A 20,935-nucleotide genomic window follows, 5' to 3' on the forward strand; every position below is an offset into this window, starting at 1 on the left:
TGGTACGCACCATGGACTGACAATTTGCGTTAGGAGCAATGCCCGATGAGTGAGCACTCAAGCAACAATGCACAAAAAGACGAACAAAAAAACGATTTTATTCGTAATATCATTCGTGACGATGTCAATGCGCAAAAGTATCAGCAAATTGTGACACGCTTTCCACCTGAACCAAATGGCTACTTGCACTTAGGTCACGTAAAGTCTATCTGCCTAAACTTTGGTGTGGCAGAAGAGTTTGGCGGTGTGTGCAACCTGCGTTTTGATGACACCAACCCAACCGCAGAAAAGCAAGATTACATCGATAACATCAAAAATGATGTAGAGTGGCTGGGTTTTGAGTGGGCCGGAGAAGCGCAGCATGCCTCAGGCTATTTTGATCAGTTGTACGCATGGTCAGTACAACTCATTGAGCAAGGCGACGCTTATGTTGATCTGCAAACGCCTGAGCAGATCCGCGATAATCGTGGTTCTTTCAATGAAGTAGGTACGCCTTCACCATATCGTGATGCCAGTATCGCAGAAAACCTGCAGCGTTATAATGACATGAAAGCGGGTCAATACGCAGAAGGCACGGCGGTTTTACGTGCCAAGATCGATATGGCAAGCCCTAATATGAACTTGCGTGATCCTGTGATCTACCGCGTCATGCATCAAGCGCATCATCAAACGGGTGATAAATGGTGTATCTACCCAATGTATGACTTTGCTCATCCGCTCTCTGATGCAATCGAAGGGATTACCCATTCATTGTGTACGCTAGAGTTTGCAGACCATCGTCCGTTTTATGATTGGATTGTTGAAAAAATCGGCTTTGACGTAGCGCCGCATCAGTACGAGTTTAGCCGCTTAAACGTCGATCATACGTTGACCAGTAAGCGTAAGCTTAAGCAATTGGTCGATGAAGGTATCGTCAGCGGTTGGGATGATCCACGTATGCCGACCATCGCTGGCATGCGCCGCCGTGGTTATACGGCCGAAGGACTGCGCGACTTTTGTGATCGCGTTGGTGTAACCAAAGCGGATAGTGTGGTTGACTTTCGCTTATTAGAATTTAGCGTTCGTCAGTCGTTAGAGACCACTACGGCGCGTGGCATGGCGGTGTTAAAACCACTTAAAGTAACGATTACTAACTTTAGCGATGCAGTAAGTAGTTGGGAGTCGCAAAAAGCCGACAGCGTCAATGCGCGCTTTGATGAGGCGACGCAAACCTTATGGTTAACCCAGCCCAATCATCCGAATGTCGATATGGGCGAGCGTGAAATTCCGTTCACCGAAACGCTATATATCGATCAAGGCGATTATGAGATAGAGCCACCCGCTGGTTATAAGCGTCTGTCACCAGAAAAACCAGAAATTCGTCTGCGCAATACTTATGTATTGGCAGTGACCGAGCATGTTATTGATGAGAGCGGCAATGTTGTTGAGTTGAAGGCAACGATTGATTTGGCTACTTTGGGTAATAATCCTGAGGGACGTAAGGTCAAAGGCGTGATCCATTGGGTATCAGCCAGTCAAGGTATACCAGCAACCGTACGCATGTATGAACAGCTATTTAGTGTCGAAGACCCAAGTAGCGTGAGCGACGTACATCAAGCATTAAATTCCAATTCGTTAACCGAGCTAAACGCGGTGGTTGAGCCATCCTTAGCCAATGCGGATGCTGGCACGCGTTTTCAGTTTGAGCGTGAAGGTTACTTCATCTCTGATAGCGAAGATCACACAAGCGAAAAGCCCGTGTTCAATCAAATCGTCAGCTTACGCGACAGCTATAAACCTGCTTAGTAGATCAGTAACCACGCGGCTTACGTTTATTTTTACGTCAATACTGAACAATAGTAGTTTGCAATCTGGCCCATTTCTAGTACGCTAGGGATGGGCTTTTTTATGAAAGATTGTAAAGTTGTTGAGAGTAAGACGTGAGGAAATGACAATGGCAAAATTTTTAAACAGCAGTGGGACGACTTATCATTTAGAGGAGTTGATTAAAAATGCTTCTGACAGGTTGATTATTATTAGCCCATATTTAAAGCTCAATGAGCGTATTAAAGAGTTACTAGAAGACCGTAATCGTCTAAAAATTGATATTCGAATCGTCTATGGTAAGAATGATCTACACCCTGAAGAAATAAACTGGCTGAAAAATTTAACCTTTATTCGCACCAGCTTTTGCAAAAACTTGCATGCTAAATGCTATCTAAATGAAAATGAATGCATCATTACCAGTTTGAACCTTTATGAATTTAGTCAGGTTAATAATAACGAGATGGGCGTACTGATTTACCGTAACGAAGACGCCAAACTTTATGCCGATACCTATGAGGAAGCGCAACGCATTATTCGTATCAGTGATGAAGTGCGAATGTCTCTTGAAAAAGTGACCGAGTCCGATAGCACGACTGAGCACCAAACGGACTCTAGTCGTAAAACAGTGAATACTAACTCCAGTGCGACCATCACGCCCAGTACAGAAGCGGTAACTCCCAATTATTCTAAACTGACGACTGCTAAACTTGCTAAAGAGCGAGGCTTTAAGACGCAAGAGTTAAACGATAAGCTGCTTGCGGCGGGTTACTTAGAAACACAAGAAGGTGAATTGGTGTTAACCGATGCTGGACGTGCGGCTGGTGGTACAAGTAAGCGCGGTAAGTTCGGTGAGTTTTGCTTGTGGGATTCTGGTATGGTGATTTAGCACGACTACTGAAGATACTACTGAGTTTTTCACGCACAATTTACTTAGTGGTTTATGGAATAATCGCATTACAATCCGTCACAAGACATTCATAATCAGTTTGTTAATATAAAATCAGTTTTTGATGATGTGTCTTGAGTTATCTTGGATAACTGAGCACGTCAATGATACTAATAGAGCGCATGTATACCTTTGGATATCAGTGCTCATCACTAACCTAGCTAAGGAGTTAAGCATGGCACATTTACGTTTAGGTGATACCGCACCAAATTTTGACGCTGCAACCACTGAGGGTGATATTAACTTCCACGATTGGGCAGGTGATCATTGGGTGGTTTTTTTCTCCCATCCAGCAGATTTTACCCCAGTCTGTACCACTGAGCTTGGCCGTGCTGCGGCGCTCAATGGCGAGTTCCAAAAGCGTAATGTTAAGCCAATCTGTATTTCTGTCGATAGCTTAGAAGACCACAAAGCGTGGGCGAGCGATATCGGTGAGACGCAAGGGACAGCCATGAACTTCCCAATCATTGCAGATCCCAATAAAGAAGTCGCTGAGCTGTATGATATGATGCATCCGAACGCAGACAGCACTCATACAGTGCGCAGTGTCTTTATTATTGATCCAAACAAGAAAATTCGTCTAACGCTGACGTATCCTGCTAGCTGTGGTCGTAACTTTGATGAAATCATCCGCGTTATTGATGCGCTACAGCTGTCTGACGAATATAATGTCGCCACGCCAGTGGACTGGAAAGATGGCGATGACGTTATCATTCCACCAAGTGTCAAAAACGAAGAAATCGCTGCCAAATACCCTAAGGGTCACAAAGAAGTCAAGCCTTACCTGCGTACGACACCTGCCCCTAATAAGTAAACTGGCTACGCTTGATTATCAATCAGAATGTAAAGCCCTATAACGGAAGGTTATGGGGCTTTTTACTATTCATATAACAAGTATCGTTAAGGTTTTGCTATGATGAGGAAAGCAGAGGATTTCATCTAAAGAGATGTCTACAGAAATGTTGTTCACTGGCTTTAAGTTTAAGAATATTGCAGGACCAGGTTTAGAGTAGACACTGCTTTTTGGTCAAAAATTACAAACAACATTTACCCATTAAAAGACTTCAATTTCAACAGCGCTGAGTCGCTTTTTAACCCATCTTACAAGGAGTTTGCCATGAAAAAACTATATGTAACTCGTACGGCACCCAATCCCCGCAAAGCACTTATTTTATTGGCCTCAAAAGGCATTGATGTTGATAATATGGACGATGTTGATGTGGTGGATATTGATTTTGCTGCGAATGAGCAAATGTCTGATGAATTTACTAACATGAATCCTATGCAGACTGTGCCAGTACTGAAGTTAGATGATGGCACCATACTCAATGATTCGCAGGCAGTGTGCGAATATCTAGATCGCGTTTATGGTGAGCGCTCAGTGATGGGTAACGATGTGGTACAACGTGCCCAAGTTTGTTCAATGCGCCGTATTGCAGAGTTTGAAGTTTTGTACAATTTTATGCTGGCGTTTCAGCACAGTCACCCATCTAAAGCGCAACGGGTTGAGCAAGTCCCAGAGTTTGTCGCGCCGTCTATCGCGCGCTCTGCTAAAGCGCTGGCTTATTTTGAGACCATCTTAGAAGGCCGGGATTACTTGGTAGGAGAGCAACTAAGTTTTGCTGACATTGTGCTCTATTTAGGCTTAGATTTTGGCAAAATACTTCAGGTAAATCCTAATGAACAAGGCGAGAACCTAGCCTGTTTTTATCAAATGATGCATGAGCGCTTTAGTATTCAAAATATGGCGAAGGCTAAATCGGCTAGTGAAGATAAATAAGTGTTAGGCAAGCCAATCTTTGGAAAATGCTATAACCTATAGTCTTTGGTGGTTGAGTTATCGTTCGACTGCCTAAGATGGTGGATAGTAAATTGCAGATGTCATAAAATGGCACAAGGGGACGTTACTACGAAACCATGAAATTAAACACTTTGTTACAATAGTAACAAACATCAACGCTATAGTGGTCAAATTATTATGTCCTATAAAGGCAAATATAAACACTTTTTGGACGATGAAAAAAGCGGTACTGTAAAAAGAAGCAACCACAAGGCGTGACTGTTATGACATTATCTTTTAGAGCGTGGTCTTTTAAACTGGGCGTACTACCATTTATGCTGACAGCGAGTGTGGCGTTAGGCGCTTGCCAAGACTCTTCTTTGTCAAATGAGCAGAAGGCACAAGAGGGTGCGAATGCCGTTAATAGTGACGTAAGTAACAGTGATCCAGTGGCCAAAAGTGAGGTCAGTGTGGCTCAGGCGACAGCAGAGGAGGTAAGTGCGGAAGAATCGATGATCAACAACCTGTCGCGCTATCGTTGGACATTGTTATCTGCAACGGATAATAACGCTCAACCATTAAGTACGCTAATGGACGTTAAAGATCAGGTGAGGTTGTCATTTGCTCAGTACCAAGGCCAAAATACCTTAAACTATAGTGTGGGCTGTAATACGATGAGCGCTGTCTATCAGTTGCAAGATCTGACTTTGACTATTGAAGACAGCATGAGTACGAAAATGTCATGTGGAAATCTTGATGCCGCTGAAAACAGTTTGAGCAAATTGATGCAAGGGGAGAGCCAGTTAGTCTTATCGAGAAATGTTGCCTCTGAAGAGGATCAGCCAGTATTGACGCAAATCACTAGTGCGGCTACTTTAGTTTGGGGTGGTAAGCTCACCCCGCAAGCTAAATACAATAGCAAAGGTGAGACGGTGTTTTGGGCGGTCAACGATAAAATGATCCCTTGCAGCGACAATAACTCAAAGATGTGCCTACAAGTGAAGCCCGTTACTTATGATGACCAAGGCATTAAAACCAGCGAAGGTGAATGGACATCATTCAATGGTGTTATCGACGGCTATGAACATGATGGCAAGCATGACGAAGTATTACGTTTACAGCGTTACCAGTTAGATACTAGTGAGACGGAAGAGGCCAGTAGTGACTCAAATGTGTCCGAGGACGCGTATGCCTACGTGTTAGATGCGGTGATCGAAAGCTCGGTGGTAGAATAAAAAGCTCGGTAGTAGAAGAAGCAGATACTAAGTGATCTCCTTCCTAAAAATTAGAGTTGTAAGAAAAATTGATACCAGCCGTGCATAATGTATCGATGTTAGTTTTCATTGACTACATATCATTCAAGATAAGCGCGCCATTAGGCGCGTTTTTTTGTGGTGTGCTTATGTCAACGCAAGTTACCCAGATCTTCTTCGGTCAAACGCCAACGGCCTTTTTTCTTAGAGGCGCCGCGACCACGCATGGCGCTATTAAGTAGCAATTTATTCATAGAATGGCTTGAATGCGCATGGCAAATTGCGCAAGCAAGTCCATCTGCGGCGTCTGCCTGTGGTACGACATCTAAAGACAGTATCCGACAAACCATTTCTTGAACTTGCTCTTTGGCGGCGGCTCCGTATCCACACACGGCTTGTTTGATTTGGCGGGCAGTGTATTCTGACACTTCTAGATCCAATGCTACCATGGCGGCAATAGCGGCGCCTCGCGCTTGCCCAAGCTTCAGCGCAGAGTCAGGGTTTTCTGCCATAAACACCTGCTCAATAGCCGTATAGATAGGCTCATCCGCGTATTTGAGGTGATGTTGAGTGATCCGCGTCAAGCCATTAAAAATACGCTTTAATCGTTCAGGCATCTCTTTGGTGTCCGTGCGTATGGTGCCTGCATCAATGTAGGTCAGTTTATCGCCCGTTTGTTGGACGATACCATAACCCGTCATGCGCGAACCTGGGTCAATCCCGATAATAATTGCCATAGTTTTCCGTCTTACTTACATTGTGTTTTATGGCTTAAAAATGCGCCGTAAGTTTGATAGTATAGCAATCAATCCCCATATACATCATATGTTAGCCATTTTAATTTGCATGGCACTCAATTTATTAGTTTTTATTTTATAGGACGACACTTTATGGGTCAGATAGTTGGTATTGCCATTGTTTGGTTTATTATCGAGATGCTACTGTGGTATTTACTTGCTCAGTTTATGAGTGGCTGGTGGGTCTTTATGTGGTTTATTGTTGCTGCTGTTATTGGGATTGCTCTTATACGTAAAGGTATGGCGGCGCTCAATCCAATGGCACAGCAGATGAAAGCGGGTGGCATGATGAACCCTGCGATGCGTCCACAAGAGTCAACCATGATTAAAAGTGTTGCGATGGCGGCAGCAGGTATTTTACTGCTTATCCCTGGGGTGCTTAGTGACTTAATCGCGCTATTGGTCGTACTACCACCCGTGCAAAAGAAACTGAAAGACATTGCCAATAACTACGTCATGAATAATCAGCAAAAGATGATGGAGATGATGGCTAAGCAGATGGGTGGACAAATGGGTGCTGGTCAAAATCCGTTTGGCGGTGGCATGGGCGGTCAAAACCCATTTGGTGGAGCCGGGGGTATGAATGGCCAAAATCCATTTGGTCAACAACAACAAAACCCGTTTGGTGACGTGTTTAAACAACATACGACCGTTGATGGCACAGCCAAAAACGTCCCTAAGGATGTGAAGAAGATCACCAAGTCTGCTAACGATGAATAACTGTTTAGTTAACCGTTAGTGATAGAAAAAGCCCCTTTTGCCATTAGCAAAAGGGGCTTTTTAGTGGTAATAAATACACTGATAATAGAGAGTATATTTACAAACCGAATATAACAACCGAAGTGCCGCCGTAAGATGGTGACCCATGAACCGTGAAGTTCAGGGCGGATGCGTCACTACCTCGGCAGGTTTCCTGATACACCGCAAGCGGTGCAGGCATACACAATGAGGTAATAGGTACCACATCCTAGTAAAGCATTATCGGCTCAGGGAATAAACATCTACTAGCCAACACTTCAGAATATAAATATCTTAACCAATGAAGTTGGTGATTGCAAGTACGATTTACAGAATGATACGCGGCTTTAACCGTGAGTAGGATGAACTGTCAGTGAATAAATATGTTTATAAGAAACAAATGTTTAATGGCTTAATAGGTCAATTTTTCAGCTATTTCAAGATGTGTGTTAATATAGAGAGCTTTCAACATCCTAACACAGCATTATAGGCGTTCATTCACTTGAGGAGCGGGAATCCATGTCCAACAACCAACAACAGTCAGAGTTTATCGATGATAGTCAGGCCCATCTCAATAATAAGCAAGATAGTGAGAAAAATAAAAAAGTGCCGCATGTCTTAATGATATTAGATGGTTTTGGACATCGTGAAGACGATAAGGATAATGCCATTGCAGCGGCTAATATGCCAAATCTGGATAAAATTTACCAACAGTATGCGCATGGGTTGATATCTGCTTCAGGAGAAGACGTTGGATTGCCTGATGGACAGTTTGGTAATTCAGAAGTGGGCCATATGAACTTGGGTGCGGGCCGTGTGCTTTACCAAGACTCAACTCGTATATCTAATGAGCTGGCTAATCGTGATTTTTATAAAAACGACGCATTGGTTAATGCTGTAAAAGCGGCAAACGAGCTTGGCGGCAACGTACATATTATGGGGCTGCTATCAGACGGTGGCGTGCATTCACATCAAGATCATATCGAAGCCATGTGCCATTCAGCATTGGTACACGGCGCCAAAAACGTCTTTGTACATTGCTTTTTAGATGGTCGCGACACCCCGCCAAAATCCGCTGATAAGTATATCAATCGCCTACGTACGCATATTAACAAGTTGAATGCGCATTATGAAAATGGTCACGTGCAGATTGCCAGTATTATTGGACGCTATTATGCAATGGATCGTGACAATCGTTGGGATCGGGTACAAAAAGCGTATGAGCTCATCACTGAAGGAAAGGCTGATCGTCTATCAACCCGAGCTGATGGGGCGGTACAAGCAGCATACAAAGCGCGCGAAACTGATGAGTTTATCAATCCTACGACCGTGATTGGTCGTGATGAGGTGCCATATACCGTTGATGATAATGACGCTCTAATTTTTATGAACTTTCGTGCAGATCGCGCCCGTGAGCTGGCTCAAGCTTTCGTATTACCAGATCATGAATTTTCTGGGTTTGCCCGCCATAAGCAGCCCAAACTTGCTGCTTTTGTGATGCTAACGAAATATTCTGATGTTTTGGCTAATAATCCTAAAACCAGCATCGCTTATTATCCAACGTCGTTATCCAATACGCTTGGCGAGTACTTGCAAGATCAGGGTAAAACCCAGCTGCGTATCGCTGAAACAGAAAAGTACGCCCACGTGACGTTTTTCTTTAGTGGCGGCCGTGAAGAAGAGTACAAAGGTGAAACACGCATCCTAGTGCCCTCGCCAGACGTCGCTACTTATGATTTGCAGCCTGAAATGAGCGCACCTGAAGTGACCGATAAGCTAGTTGCGGCTATTGAGTCGGGCAAGTATGATGTGCTGGTCGTGAACTACGCCAATGGTGACATGGTCGGGCATACCGGTGTATTTGACGCTGCTGTGCAAGCGGTAGAGGCGTTAGACGTTTGTATTGGTCGCGTAGAGGCAGCAGTACGTGCAGCGGGAGGTGATATGCTTATTACAGCAGATCATGGTAACTGTGAGCAGATGCAAGACTATGAAAGTGGACAGGTTCATACTCAGCACACTACTGAACACGTCCCACTGATTTATATTGGTGAAAAAGCGTTACAAGTGCGGAGTGGTGGTAAGCTGAGCGATGTCGCACCGACTATTTTGTCGTTGATGGATGTCGAAATCCCATCTGAAATGACAGGTGAGAGTCTGTTGTTACCGGCATCGTAGGTCAAGCACGCTCGTGTTTTTGCGGTGGCTACGCGATGATTGTGTGATTATTATGCGATAACTATCTGTGAACGCTTAGCTGTGAACGCTACTAGAAATTATAAAAAAGGGAAGGGTACTGGTTACCCTTCCTTTTTTTGCGACGTTTTTTACTTGATGTTTTTTGCTTCATTTATAGCAAACCCAACATCTTAAGTAGCAAAAAAACAAAGGGAGAGCCATATCTAGTCGCCTAAACCAGTTTGACAAAGTCGAACAGACTTTGGCGACTCATATTGATACCCTTGATGCTATCTTATAAGGTAATATTCATAAACGTATCGATAATAACAATTTTACGTATTCTACTATTAAATGAGTTCTCTTATGCATCCTCACTATTTTATTCGCTCATCAAGATCTAAGCGAGCATTAATGATAGGGTTGTTCGGGTTGGCTGCTGCTAACATGCACGCCCAAGCAGCAGAATCACCTGCCAACACGACCAGTCCCACGGCAAGCCTACAACTGATTAGCCTAAACGCTGATGAGACAGCCGTTAAAGACGACATGGATAACTTGTCGGATATCGCTGATATGTTAGATGCGGCAGATGAGTCTGACGATTCGATAGACAGTGTGGCAGATGAGAGCGCTTTAACGGATGAAACGGGTGATATCGATACAGCCATTCCCCCTGATGTTGGCCAAGTATCATTAAATGCTATTTCACCAGAGACGCTCAAGACATTTGTCGCAGTGGTGGATTTGGTCCGCCGTGAATACGTGGATGCGGTCAATGATGAAGAGTTGTTCAACAACGCAATGAGTGGCATGCTCACAAAGCTCGACAGTCATGCGGAGTTTTTGGATGCTGAGGCGTATGACAACCTGCGGGCTTTTACAGAAGGGGATGTGGGCGACATTGGTATCAAGGTCGCTTATCAGCCAGCAGCTGGCTATTGGGTCATTACAGAGGTTATCAATGACTCACCTGCGGATAAAAAAGGCATCGCGGTTGGCGACTATCTGCATCAAGTGGCTGAGTTTAAACTGGATGAAGATAAAGAAAGCAATGATATTGAACAACTTTTAACAGGGATTGCTGGCACGCAGGTGGACATCGTGACTTCTAAGGCTGGTCGCCGTAAACATACCACCACTTTACAGCGAAACAACAGCCATCCTCAAATCGTTGAGGCAACGCTGGTGGATGGCATTGCCGTGATCAAGTTACCTGCGTTTCAAAACAACAGCCGTGAAAAACTACTGGAAAGCTTAATTAATCTAGAAGCCCCTGTCTCAGGTATCTTGTTGGACATGCGTGATAATCCAGGCGGTGTACTGACATCAGCGGTGAACGTTGCCAGTTTGTTTATGAGCGATACCGATGTGGTACAAGTAAAAAGTCGGCAAAGTAAATCACGCACGCTATCGACTCAAGGCAAGGCGCTACTCGAGTCATTGCCAGTAGTTGTCTTACAAAATCGTTATTCGGCATCAGCAGCAGAGGTTTTGGCCAGCAGCTTACAAGCACAAAAGCGCGCCACTATCGTGGGTGAGGTCAGCTATGGCAAAGGGTCTGTACAGTCAGTCATACCGTTGAATGACGAGCAAGCCGTCAAGCTAACCGTCGCCAACTACATGACCGCCTCAGGTGGCAGAATAGATGGAATCGGGGTAGCGCCTGATATGATGTTACAAGGCAGTGAGAGTACATGGGAGCAGCAAGCGCTCGACTTACTAAAAGAGCGAGCACTTGAGTCGGGCGTACGTTTTGTCCGAAAGCCTGTTGAAAAAAGTCAGGCGATAGCAGACAACGTGACTAAACTGTGACTAAGTAGCCGTCATTTAACCGTACGTCATGAAGTGACATGTTTTAACTTACTCTTCAGACTGATCTTCAGCGATTTCCAACTTTTTCATGCGATAGCGTAAAGAGCGAAAAGTCGTTCCCAGTAGTTTGGCCGCTTGGGTTTTGTTCCAGTCAGTTTTTTTAAGCGCGGTAATAATCAGCTGTTTTTCCTGTTCTTGTAGGTGATGCTCGAGTCCGCGCAGGGGTAATTGATCGTCAACCTTTTTGCTTGGGACTACTTTTTCTTCCCCTTCTGTCTGAGTAAGGTGAGGCGTGGTGGCCGCTTGAACACTGTGCCCGGTTGCGTTATTTGGCGCTTCTACTTGGCTACTGGTTGGCCGCTGTATCATGGAAGGATAGTGCTGAGTATTCGTGCGATAAGGGTGTAAGTTAGTCGTTACTGGCTTAGGGTTTATCCCTGTTACACGCTCTGTAGACTGAACGGTTGTTTCTTGGTTTTCTGTCGATTGAGTAGCAATCAGGTCGGCGGCTTTAGGATCAGAGCATTGCATCTTATTAAGGCTGTTCTCTTCACTTTGGCCTTGGGACTCGGCAAGTTGATGGCTTATGTCTGTTTCAAGATCGGGAAGGCCCAAATGGCTCACCTCAATGAGTGACGTTTCTGCTAAGGTCACTGCACGCTCCAGCACATTACGCAGCTCACGGACATTGCCCGCAAAGTTATGGTGTTGCAAGCGCTCGCGGGCGGAGACCGTCAATGCTGGCGGGGTGTCTAACTGCCATTCGTGAGTGATCATTGACAAAAAATGCTCGGCCAAAACAGGAATGTCGTCTCGACGTGCATTAAGCGTGGGCAGCTTCAGTTCGATTACATTGATACGATAGTACAAATCCTGCCTAAACGTACCATCCTGCACCAACTGGTTCAGATTTTTATGGGTTGCAGATAAGATACGCACATCGACTGGTGTCTCTTTGGTATCTCCAATGGCTCTCACTGTCTTTTCTTGGATAGCGCGTAAGAGCTTGACTTGCATTGCCAAAGGTAAGTCGGCCACCTCGTCCAAAAATAGCGTCCCACCATTGGCCTGCTGAAACAGTCCTTGCTTGTCAGCGACAGCACCAGTAAAGCTACCTTTTTTGTGACCAAAAAATTCTGACTCCATCAGCTCCGAGGGGATGGCCCCGCAGTTCACCGGAACAAAGCTTCCATCTCTGCGCGGGCTTAAATCGTGAATCAGACTGGCAACGACTTCCTTGCCTGTACCTGAAGCCCCAGATAAAAACACAGGTGCCTGAGAGCGGGCGAGTTTGAGAATGGTATTTTTGATAGGAAGCATCACGGCTGAATCGCCGATCAGCCGACTGTCTAATATTTTTTGCTCAGGTGAGCATTCTGGCGTGGATTTCGCGACGTTGTCTTGCTGTATGACTTTTAGGGCATTTTCTACCAACTGACGTAGGCGTGGTAGCTCAAGTGGCTTATTAACGAAGTCAAAAGCCCCAAGTTTTAGCGCTTCAATGGCCAGATCCATACTGCCATAGGCAGTGATAACGGCTATAGGCGTACTAGAGCTATTGCTGATTTCTTTGACCAACTCCAGTCCTGATCCATCAGGTAGCTTTAAATCGGTTAGGCAAAAATCGTAACTGTTTTCGTGCCAGTACGACCTTGCCTGCGCCAATGTATAAGCCACATCACTTTTGATGCCCATTTTGGTCAAGGTGATTTGCATTAATCGGCACAAATCCACTTCGTCATCAACGACTAGCGCGGTTGTTGTCATACATTATCTCATCGTATTCATTAGCTATAAAATAGTAAAAGACCACTGTGCCCTAACGACAAAGTACTCGATATAGAGCGGATTTAATACTTAAAAAACACCTTTACTAGCATTATTTTCAACATTATTTGTATGCTTATCAGAGTGAACAACAGGAGCTATCAAGCGAAAGCAGGTTTTTTCATGTTCTGGAATGTAGAGCAAACGCGCTTGATTGGCTTCACAAAATGCTTGTGATAAGTAGAGTCCTAACCCTGTACCTGCTTGATCTGTAGTAAAAAACGGATTAAATAAATGGGGTAAATCCTCGAGGCGCACGCCAGTACCACTGTCCAATATGTCAATTATAACATCGTTATCAGCACAATAAATTTCGATTTCCACATAAGCATGAGGGTGGGCGTAGCTACTATAACGTAAGCCATTATTGATTAAATTGATTAAAACTTGTTCCAATTGGTGCGTATCGAATGAGATGGTTGGGTTTGTTTTTAGTCGTAAAAAAACATCATGTCCTTGAAAGTAGTTTTCTAAAAATATTGGCATCCATTCAGTCAGTACAATCGACTGCTGGTTTGCTGTTTGCTGGCGGGACAGTTTTAAAACATCTTCAATGATACGGTTTACGCGCTTTGTTTGCGAAAAGATCATTTGATAAAGCTCATGATTACCTGTCGCATCACTATTTGCGGTGTGCGTCATAACATGACTGTCTGCTTCACTTTCTGTAACCTCCTCCATCAACAGCTGGCTGGCTTGCGATATAGCAGCCAAAGGGTTTCTAATTTCATGGGCGATACTGGCCGTTAGTTGTCCCAAAGAAGCCAGTTTTAACTGCTGGGCACTGGCTTGTTCGCGGCGTAAATCTTCTAGTATTAGTAATTTACTGTCATCTTTTAACGGAATGATTTGTACCCGTAGTTTATCGAGCACAGAGGCGTTTGTCCCTGCGGGCAAGTCATAAGTAAAGGTGCGGGACTGACCAGCTGCTACTGATAAGCAGGCTTTGAACAGCTGCGCATGTTGTTTGTTGAGTTGTTGTTGAAAGTTAAATAGACGCGCATTGCGGTGGTTGTTCTGCGCATTTTTTGTGTCAAAAGGGGAGACGTGAGGCAACGATACTGATGGATTATGTGAGATGCTGAGTAATTGATGAGCCGCAAGGTTTGCTAAGACGATCTGCTGTTTGTCGATGACAATGACGCCATTGACCATTTGTGTGATGACTTCTTGATTGATGACATGTAGGCGCTCGACTTCTTTCGCGCTCTTCGCTGCTACTTTTTCAAGTTGGACTAAACGCTGAGAAAGAGACCAGCTCAAACCGCCTACTGCTAAAAAACTGGCTGACATGAGCAAAGCATCACCCAAATTGGCCAAGTTCATACTATTGGCAATGGCATAAAAAAATTGCTGATAAATGACAAAAATAATAGCGAGTAGCGTGATAACCAAAGCTTGAGAGCCATGGAGCAACATAAAGCTCGCTGCGACCACCACCATATAAAGCATGGTCAGTTGTAAATCAGGCGCTCCCGCCGTATACAGCAATAGGCTTAGAATGATGACATCTAAAGCCAATCCAAAAGCCAATTGCCGCCGCATCTGTTGATTAACGACATAAAACAACCCCAGTAAAATGAGGCTAAGCAGGACATAAAAGCTAAGGGCAGTTTGTTGCAAGAAACTTGGTAGAGAAAGGCTGTCATCAGCGTGAGCCGTGATATACACCATCAGCAGAGAGAACAGGCTAACGATGAAGCGGTAACTGCTGTAAATAAGCCCTAATCTGCGTAGTTGTGACAAAGATAGCGTATCATCGCGATGCAAATAATGAGTAATGGCAGAGACGAGGCGAGTGGCAGACTTCATAAAGTGACCGTAAGAAAAGAAGGGTGGCTAACTAAATAGTTTACGGTTGAATCAGACCATGACGGATCGCCAGATGCGTCAACTTAACATCACTATCCACCCCGACTTTCTCGTAAATACGATAGCGATAGGTATTGATGGTTTTGACACTGACAAACAGCTGATCTGCTATTTGCTGCGGACTTTGACAGTTGACGACCATCATTGCCACCTGCTTTTCGCGATCACTTAATAAGTCAAAAGGTGAGCTGGCATTATCTGACAGTAAAACATCAGCCAACTGTTCAGCGACATCTTGACTAAAATAACGACTCCCTTGATAGACTTTTTTGACCGCTCTTATCATCTCATCAAGTGGCGTGCCCTTGGTGATATAACCATTGACCCCCGCTTTTATGAGCATGGAAGGATAAGGCTGCGCTGACATACTGCTGACGGCCAATATTTTGATACCCAGATCAAGCTGGATTAAACGTTTGGTTGCTTCAAGCCCACCAATATTAGGCATGTTGACGTCAAGTAAAATCACATCAGGACGCAGTTGTTTGGCCATCTTAATAGCCATATCACCGCTGTCTGCTTCGCCGACCACTTCTATGTCAGCGCTATCTGACAACATACGACTGATACCCATTCGAACCAAATCATGATCATCTACTACTAGTACTTTAATCATAACGATACTCTTTACTATTTGTCAGAATGAAGGTTTTTTATTCACGTTAAACGACAACCAAACCTAAAGCATCTGCTGATTTTTTTATTGTTTGAAAACGTAAAATACGGCTAAGATCTTATATAGACATTTCTATCTAATATAGCAAAAGACGGATGATTAGCCATCTAAAGTTAATTTATATTGCTGAAATGTGAATAGATGTTTCTATAATATAAAGTGGTTGTAGCAAAATTTGAATTAGGCCAAAATAAAACCTTAAATCTGCTGGATAAATTAAACTTAAATTCAAACCATGATACACTAAAAATACAAAAACTCTATACGAGTACTTACAAACACATCCATAGACGCTATGTACGTTTTTGGCGCCAAACAACCCTAAATGGCGTGATAACGGAAGCAGGAGGCATAATGAAGCACCTACCATTAACCAAACAGCAATTAGTCGTTGCTATGATTTCATTGAGTTTGGGCAGTGTTGCACAAGCCGCACTTACTATTAATGGTAGCACTGATAGTGGCTCTAGTGCTCGTGTGAGTTGGGGCGGGGCAGATAGCTTGTCTGAAGCGCGCAACATCATGTACAAGTCGACTGGCTCTACTATTAAGCAAGTCGATAGCGGCTATGGTACGACCAGTATCACCAATACCAATAGCTTCGGTAGTAGCAATAATAGTTACAATAGTAGCAATCGCTATAATACGACTTATCGCGGTGCATTTGGTAGTAGCGATATGATTCCGATCAGCACGGACTCGCGTAGTGTGGCGGTAATCGATGCGGAAACGGGCGAATCTATTTATGAAAAAGACGCTGATATTGCGCGTCCGATGGCCAGTATTAGTAAATTAATGACCGCCATGGTGGTATTAGATGCAGGTCTTGATATGCGCGAAGAGATTACGCTTGATCCAGAAGATTTTGTCGGTCCAAAGCGCGCAAGCTCACGGTTAAAAGCAGGCGATCGTTTAAATCGAGCTGAAATGCTATTGATGGCGTTAATGAAGTCGGAGAACCCAGCAGCCAAGAGCTTAGCGCGTAACTATCCAGGTGGTTATAGCGCCTTTATACGGGCGATGAATCGCAAAGCTCAAGACTTAGGCATGACCACGGCTTTCTTTGGTGATCCCACGGGTCTTGATAAGCGCAATGTTGCTTCATCAAATGACCTTGTAAAAATGGTACGTGCGGCTGGTAATTATGACGTGATTCGTCGTTTTTCTACGACGAAGAGCTATGACTTTTTTGTATCAAATTACTCCAGTGGCAACCGGACGTATAAAGCCAATAACACGAGTAGCTTAGTGCGTGCTGGCGACTATCCAATTGGCATCTCAAAAACAGGTTTTATTAATGAAGCGGGCCGTTGCGTCGTCATGGAAACGCGCGTCAATAATCGTCCAGCCATCATTGTCATCTTAGGGGCAAACAGCTCAGCCACGCGTTGGGGCGATGCTAAAAACATTCTGAACAGTTTAGCGACTCGCCGCACAGTGTAAACTTGCTGGCTAAGTATTTATAAAACCCAAGCACTTATAAACAAAGACTTATAAAAAAGTAAGCATTAATAAAAAAGGCTGTTATATCCTATAACGGCCTTTTTATTGTCTTGAGACTAGGGGTACATGACATGATTCAAGCATCGAATTTTTCTATGCCGCAGCTATACTTACTGACCAATGACGATGAGTTTGGACTTTTATATCAAAAGTTAGAGGCGGCACTGGCTACAGGGTTGATTGCGCTATTACAAATTCGTCGTAAGCAGACATTGGCGTGCCCTGACGGTGAGTTAAAACTTTACGAAGAAGCCTCCAAGATCGTGGCTTTGGCCAAAGCTCATCACGTGGCAGTTGTTATCAATGATGATATTGGTTTGGCGGCAAAGCTTGGCGTTGGGGTACATCTTGGTCAAGGTGATGGCACGATTAGTGAGGCCAAGCAGCGGTTAGCGCCAAATCAGATTATTGGTCGTACGTGTCATGGTCAGGTAAGTTTGGTCAAAGAAGCGCAAGACGCCGGCGCAAGTTACGCCGCAATGGGGGCAATCTTTGCTTCTACGACCAAACTAACTGCTGACATTATTGCTCGTCAGCAGCTGATCGATGGCTGTGAGCAAAACATAGATATCTGTGTGATAGGCGGTTTAACTGCAGAGAATGTCTCAGAGCTGGCAGGTTTGCCCATTCGTTATGTGGCAGTAGTTGGCGATATTATGGACTTGCCAGTCGCACAAGTTGCAGAGCGTTGTCAGCAATGGCAGCAGGCATTTTCTCGCTGGAAAACACCTGATTTATAATTGGCGCTCTTAAAACAATAATAAGCAATTACGCAGCGTGTTCCATACATAAGGTAGCATAAGGCAAGGCTTCTAGGCGTTGCTCTTCGATCTGCTCACCGCACACCTCACATTCACCATACGTACCATTTTCAATACGGCTTAAGGCGTTTTCGACGTAGATTAAGCTTTGACGCGCTTCGGCCATGAGGTTTTTGCGCATGTCGTTTTGACGATAAGAGATGGCTTGGTCTTCCCAGTGTTCATTGAGATCATCTTGGGGGTTTTGAATGTGTTCTTCGATTTTGTCGATGCGCGTTTCGTACTCTTCTTTTAATTTTAATAGATTCTGTTTAGCGCTCTCTAGATCAATACTCATTATATTCTCCTAAGGGTTATTTTTATTGTTTACTCCGCTATCATAAATCGCCTAACTAGTGAGTACCACCACGAAATGTTACTGATGTTTATGTGGACTTTGCGCCAATCATGAACGTTTTGGTTTGCAGCCTGGTCCTAAGTTGTGAGGGTCACAATCCATTCTCGTCAAATTTATGGCAGGTTCGTTATGAGCGGCGGCCAGAAAACTGGTAGAATACACCGCCGCTAAATCTTGCTTGTTAAAGCCAATGGTTAAAAGACCTCAATCAGCAAAAAGCAAGTTGGCCAAACGTAAAAACCAGTAAGAGCATTCGACACGGCTCATGTGACAGCAAGTCATTGGTCACACTCTTTTATAGATACCTTTGTATAAAAATGCTTCAGTAATGATAGCAATTTTAATGATAGCAACTTTAGTTTTTTAATAGACAGATTAACCAACAGATTGATGTATAGGAGCAGGTAAATGAATTTTTTGCGTATGAGTGAGCTGAATTTAACGGATAAAGTAGTACTGATTCGTGAGGATCTCAACGTACCTATCAAAAACGGTAAAGTCACAAGTGATGCGCGCTTACAAGCCAGTCTGCCAACCATCAAATTGGCACTAGAAAAAGGGGCTGCCGTTATCGTTTGCTCACACTTAGGGCGTCCTACCGAAGGTAACCCTGAAGCAGTATACTCGTTGGCACCAGTGGCTGATTATTTGACGGATAAGCTATCTACCCCCGTCAGTCTTAATCGTGACTATTTGACTCAAGGTGTGTCTATCAAAGCAGGTGAGGTTGTCCTGTTAGAAAATGTGCGCTTCAATGAAGGTGAAAAGAAAAACGATGCCACTTTGGCAAAAAAATATGCAGATTTATGCGATGTGTTCGTCATGGACGCTTTTGGTACCGCCCATCGTGCCCAAGCATCCACTGAAGGCGTCACGCAAGCGATGCGTCAAGTAGATAAGACCGTATGTGCAGGCCCTTTGTTGGCCGCTGAATTGGACGCGCTAAGTCTCGCGCTTGAAACCCCAGCCCAGCCCATGTTAGCCATTGTTGGTGGATCGAAAGTATCTACGAAGTTAGAAGTGCTACACAGCTTGGCAGAAGTGTGTTCACAGATTATCGTTGGGGGCGGCATTGCCAATACTTTCTTAGCGGCGCAAGGTCATAGTGTTGGCGCCTCGCTATATGAAGCAGATTTGGTTGATACGGCCCGTGAGATTATGGATAAAACTGAGATTTTATTGCCTGAGCAGGTCGTCGTTGCAGACAAAAATGACATCAATTTTGATGACTTTATTGGCTCACTACAGCAAGCCACTGCCACCGTTAAGTCTGTGGATGCGATTGGCGATAATGACATGATATTAGACATCGCCCCAAAAAGCGCAAAGCAGCTTGCAGATGCCATTAGCAAAGCCAAAACCATCTTGTGGAATGGGCCAGTAGGCGTTTTCGAAGTAGAAGCTTTTGGCAGTGGTACGCAAATACTGGCTGACGCTGTAAAAAATAGCGAAGGTTTTTCGATCGCTGGTGGCGGTGATACCTTAGCTGCCATTGATAAATATCAAGTTGCAGGCGGTGTGAGTTACATGTCAACAGGTGGCGGCGCGTTTTTGGAGTTTGTAGAAGGTAAGGCGCTACCAGCGGTCGCAGCGCTACAAACTGACGTTTAAGCATTTAACGAGTTTAGTAACATTAGCGGTACAACCAAATAGACGTATTTGGGTTAGGCTATAAAAATAAGGTAATGACCCGTTTGTGCTCAGACACCCACAGACGGTGATTTGAGAGGGATTGGTCATTGATTATTATTAACTGGTAATTATTTGTTTCTATACTGAACATTGTTATTGCATGTCTTATTTGCACTCTATAAAATAGCGCAACCATGTATTTTGACATGTTTTATTTACGAGAGGTTTATTATGTTAAAACGTCATTTGTTACTTGCTAGCTTACTTGCTGGTACTTTTGCAGTTACTGCGTGTAGCCAACAAACAGAAGAGCAAACTGAAGCTGCTGTTGAATCTGCAGGCGATGATGCCGCTGCTAACACAGAAGCTGCTGCTGCCGAAACTGAAGAAGCGGCTGCTGAAGCTGAAGTGGCGGCACAAAATGCTGGCACTGAAGTTGCAGAAGGCGCTGAAACCGCGGGCGAGGCTGCAACAAATGCTCTAGAAAACACTGGTGATGCTATCGCCGAAGGTACCAATGAAGCGGTCGAAGGTACAGCTTCAGCTGTTGCTGATGGTGCTAACGCTGTCGCTGATGGTGCAAATGACCTCGCTGTTGATGCAGAACAACAGTACTAAGCCGTTTCATTACTGATTTATGGAGTCGTGGTTGTTTGATAGATGACTCATAAGTTCGGTCGCTAAAATGATTCGTTGTTTTATAAGCCCTCAAAATACTAGAAAAGCCTTGGTGACCACCAAGGCTTTTTGCGTTGTCTGTCTTTCTTTAGTTAGAGTAATAAATAGTCAGGCAACTGCTACGAAGACAGCGCATTTTTTGCTATAATCACGGCGTATTAATTATCTCCAAAACGCTGAATCCTGTGAATGACTGGTGGTGCTTTAACTACTAAGGCTTTAACCGTTATTAAGCAAAAGTTTTGGGCTAATTACTCTAAAGTTCTACTGCAAGAG

General features: G+C 44.2%; 17 protein-coding genes and 1 other RNA gene. 12 read left to right on the forward strand and 6 right to left on the reverse strand.

What is annotated here, in order from left to right:
• The first annotated feature begins 45 nt into the window (after positions 1–45).
• From JFC06_RS05640 to JFC06_RS05660, 5 genes are all read left to right on the forward strand, one after another.
• Entirely contained in the window at positions 46–1,785 is a 1,740-nt protein-coding gene (locus tag JFC06_RS05640; RefSeq protein WP_198334289.1) for a glutamine--tRNA ligase/YqeY domain fusion protein, read from the forward strand.
• Positions 1,786–1,933: 148 nt separating this feature from the next.
• Entirely contained in the window at positions 1,934–2,692 is a 759-nt protein-coding gene (locus tag JFC06_RS05645; RefSeq protein WP_198334290.1) for a phospholipase D family protein, read from the forward strand.
• A gap of 235 nt (positions 2,693–2,927) precedes the next feature.
• Complete coding sequence (locus JFC06_RS05650) at positions 2,928–3,566, forward strand: peroxiredoxin (RefSeq protein ID WP_198334291.1); 639 nt, start codon at positions 2,928–2,930, stop codon at positions 3,564–3,566.
• 303 nt (positions 3,567–3,869) lie between these two features.
• A complete protein-coding gene (locus JFC06_RS05655; protein ID WP_198334292.1) occupies positions 3,870–4,532 on the forward strand; it encodes a glutathione S-transferase family protein in 663 nt (220 codons plus the stop codon).
• 284 nt (positions 4,533–4,816) lie between these two features.
• Entirely contained in the window at positions 4,817–5,767 is a 951-nt protein-coding gene (locus JFC06_RS05660; RefSeq protein ID WP_198334293.1) for an META domain-containing protein, read from the forward strand.
• A gap of 170 nt (positions 5,768–5,937) precedes the next feature.
• Here JFC06_RS05660 and ruvC read toward each other — a convergent pair whose 3' ends face one another.
• Positions 5,938–6,522, reverse strand: coding sequence for a crossover junction endodeoxyribonuclease RuvC (gene ruvC / locus JFC06_RS05665; protein WP_193004858.1), 585 nt, complete (start codon positions 6,520–6,522; stop codon positions 5,938–5,940).
• Positions 6,523–6,675: 153 nt separating this feature from the next.
• On the opposite strand from ruvC, the gene JFC06_RS05670 reads away from it, so the two are divergent.
• Positions 6,676–7,302, forward strand: coding sequence for an FxsA family protein (locus tag JFC06_RS05670; protein WP_198334294.1), 627 nt, complete (start codon positions 6,676–6,678; stop codon positions 7,300–7,302).
• A 110-nt stretch (positions 7,303–7,412) separates the two neighbouring features.
• Here the strand turns inward: JFC06_RS05670 and ssrS are convergent.
• Positions 7,413–7,608: non-coding RNA, 6S RNA (gene ssrS, locus JFC06_RS05675), on the reverse strand.
• Between the two features lie 231 nt (positions 7,609–7,839).
• On the opposite strand from ssrS, the gene gpmI reads away from it, so the two are divergent.
• Positions 7,840–9,498, forward strand: a complete 1,659-nt coding sequence (gene gpmI, locus JFC06_RS05680) for a 2,3-bisphosphoglycerate-independent phosphoglycerate mutase (RefSeq protein WP_198334295.1) — start codon at positions 7,840–7,842, stop codon at positions 9,496–9,498.
• Between the two features lie 366 nt (positions 9,499–9,864).
• Positions 9,865–11,313, forward strand: coding sequence for a S41 family peptidase (locus JFC06_RS05685; RefSeq protein ID WP_227670149.1), 1,449 nt, complete (start codon positions 9,865–9,867; stop codon positions 11,311–11,313).
• 48 nt (positions 11,314–11,361) lie between these two features.
• Here the strand turns inward: JFC06_RS05685 and JFC06_RS05690 are convergent, their stop codons facing one another.
• From JFC06_RS05690 to JFC06_RS05700, 3 genes are all read right to left on the reverse strand, one after another.
• Positions 11,362–13,080, reverse strand: coding sequence for a sigma-54-dependent transcriptional regulator (locus JFC06_RS05690; protein WP_198334297.1), 1,719 nt, complete (start codon positions 13,078–13,080; stop codon positions 11,362–11,364).
• A gap of 90 nt (positions 13,081–13,170) precedes the next feature.
• The gene (locus JFC06_RS05695) at positions 13,171–14,952 is read right to left on the reverse strand and encodes a sensor histidine kinase (RefSeq protein WP_198334298.1); all 1,782 of its coding nucleotides are present in this window, start codon (positions 14,950–14,952) and stop codon (positions 13,171–13,173) included.
• 40 nt (positions 14,953–14,992) lie between these two features.
• Entirely contained in the window at positions 14,993–15,628 is a 636-nt protein-coding gene (locus JFC06_RS05700) for a response regulator (RefSeq protein ID WP_193006557.1), read from the reverse strand.
• A gap of 414 nt (positions 15,629–16,042) precedes the next feature.
• Here JFC06_RS05700 and JFC06_RS05705 point away from each other — a divergent pair, with 414 nt between their 5' ends.
• Both JFC06_RS05705 and JFC06_RS05710 read left to right on the forward strand, forming a co-directional pair.
• Complete coding sequence (locus tag JFC06_RS05705) at positions 16,043–17,131, forward strand: serine hydrolase (protein WP_198334299.1); 1,089 nt, start codon at positions 16,043–16,045, stop codon at positions 17,129–17,131.
• A gap of 131 nt (positions 17,132–17,262) precedes the next feature.
• Positions 17,263–17,931 (forward strand): thiamine phosphate synthase, encoded by a 669-nt coding sequence (locus JFC06_RS05710; protein ID WP_198334300.1) that lies wholly within the window; start codon positions 17,263–17,265, stop codon positions 17,929–17,931.
• A 28-nt stretch (positions 17,932–17,959) separates the two neighbouring features.
• Here JFC06_RS05710 and JFC06_RS05715 read toward each other — a convergent pair whose 3' ends face one another.
• The gene (locus JFC06_RS05715) at positions 17,960–18,289 is read right to left on the reverse strand and encodes a TraR/DksA family transcriptional regulator (protein WP_198334301.1); all 330 of its coding nucleotides are present in this window, start codon (positions 18,287–18,289) and stop codon (positions 17,960–17,962) included.
• A gap of 468 nt (positions 18,290–18,757) precedes the next feature.
• Here JFC06_RS05715 and JFC06_RS05720 point away from each other — a divergent pair, with 468 nt between their 5' ends.
• Positions 18,758–19,960, forward strand: a complete 1,203-nt coding sequence (locus tag JFC06_RS05720) for a phosphoglycerate kinase (RefSeq protein ID WP_198334302.1) — start codon at positions 18,758–18,760, stop codon at positions 19,958–19,960.
• A 252-nt stretch (positions 19,961–20,212) separates the two neighbouring features.
• A complete protein-coding gene (locus JFC06_RS05725) occupies positions 20,213–20,599 on the forward strand; it encodes a hypothetical protein (protein WP_193006552.1) in 387 nt (128 codons plus the stop codon).
• Positions 20,600–20,935 lie beyond the last annotated feature (336 nt).

The organism is Psychrobacter namhaensis (assembly GCF_016107545.1).
Taxonomy (GTDB): Bacteria; Pseudomonadota; Gammaproteobacteria; order Pseudomonadales; family Moraxellaceae; genus Psychrobacter; species Psychrobacter namhaensis.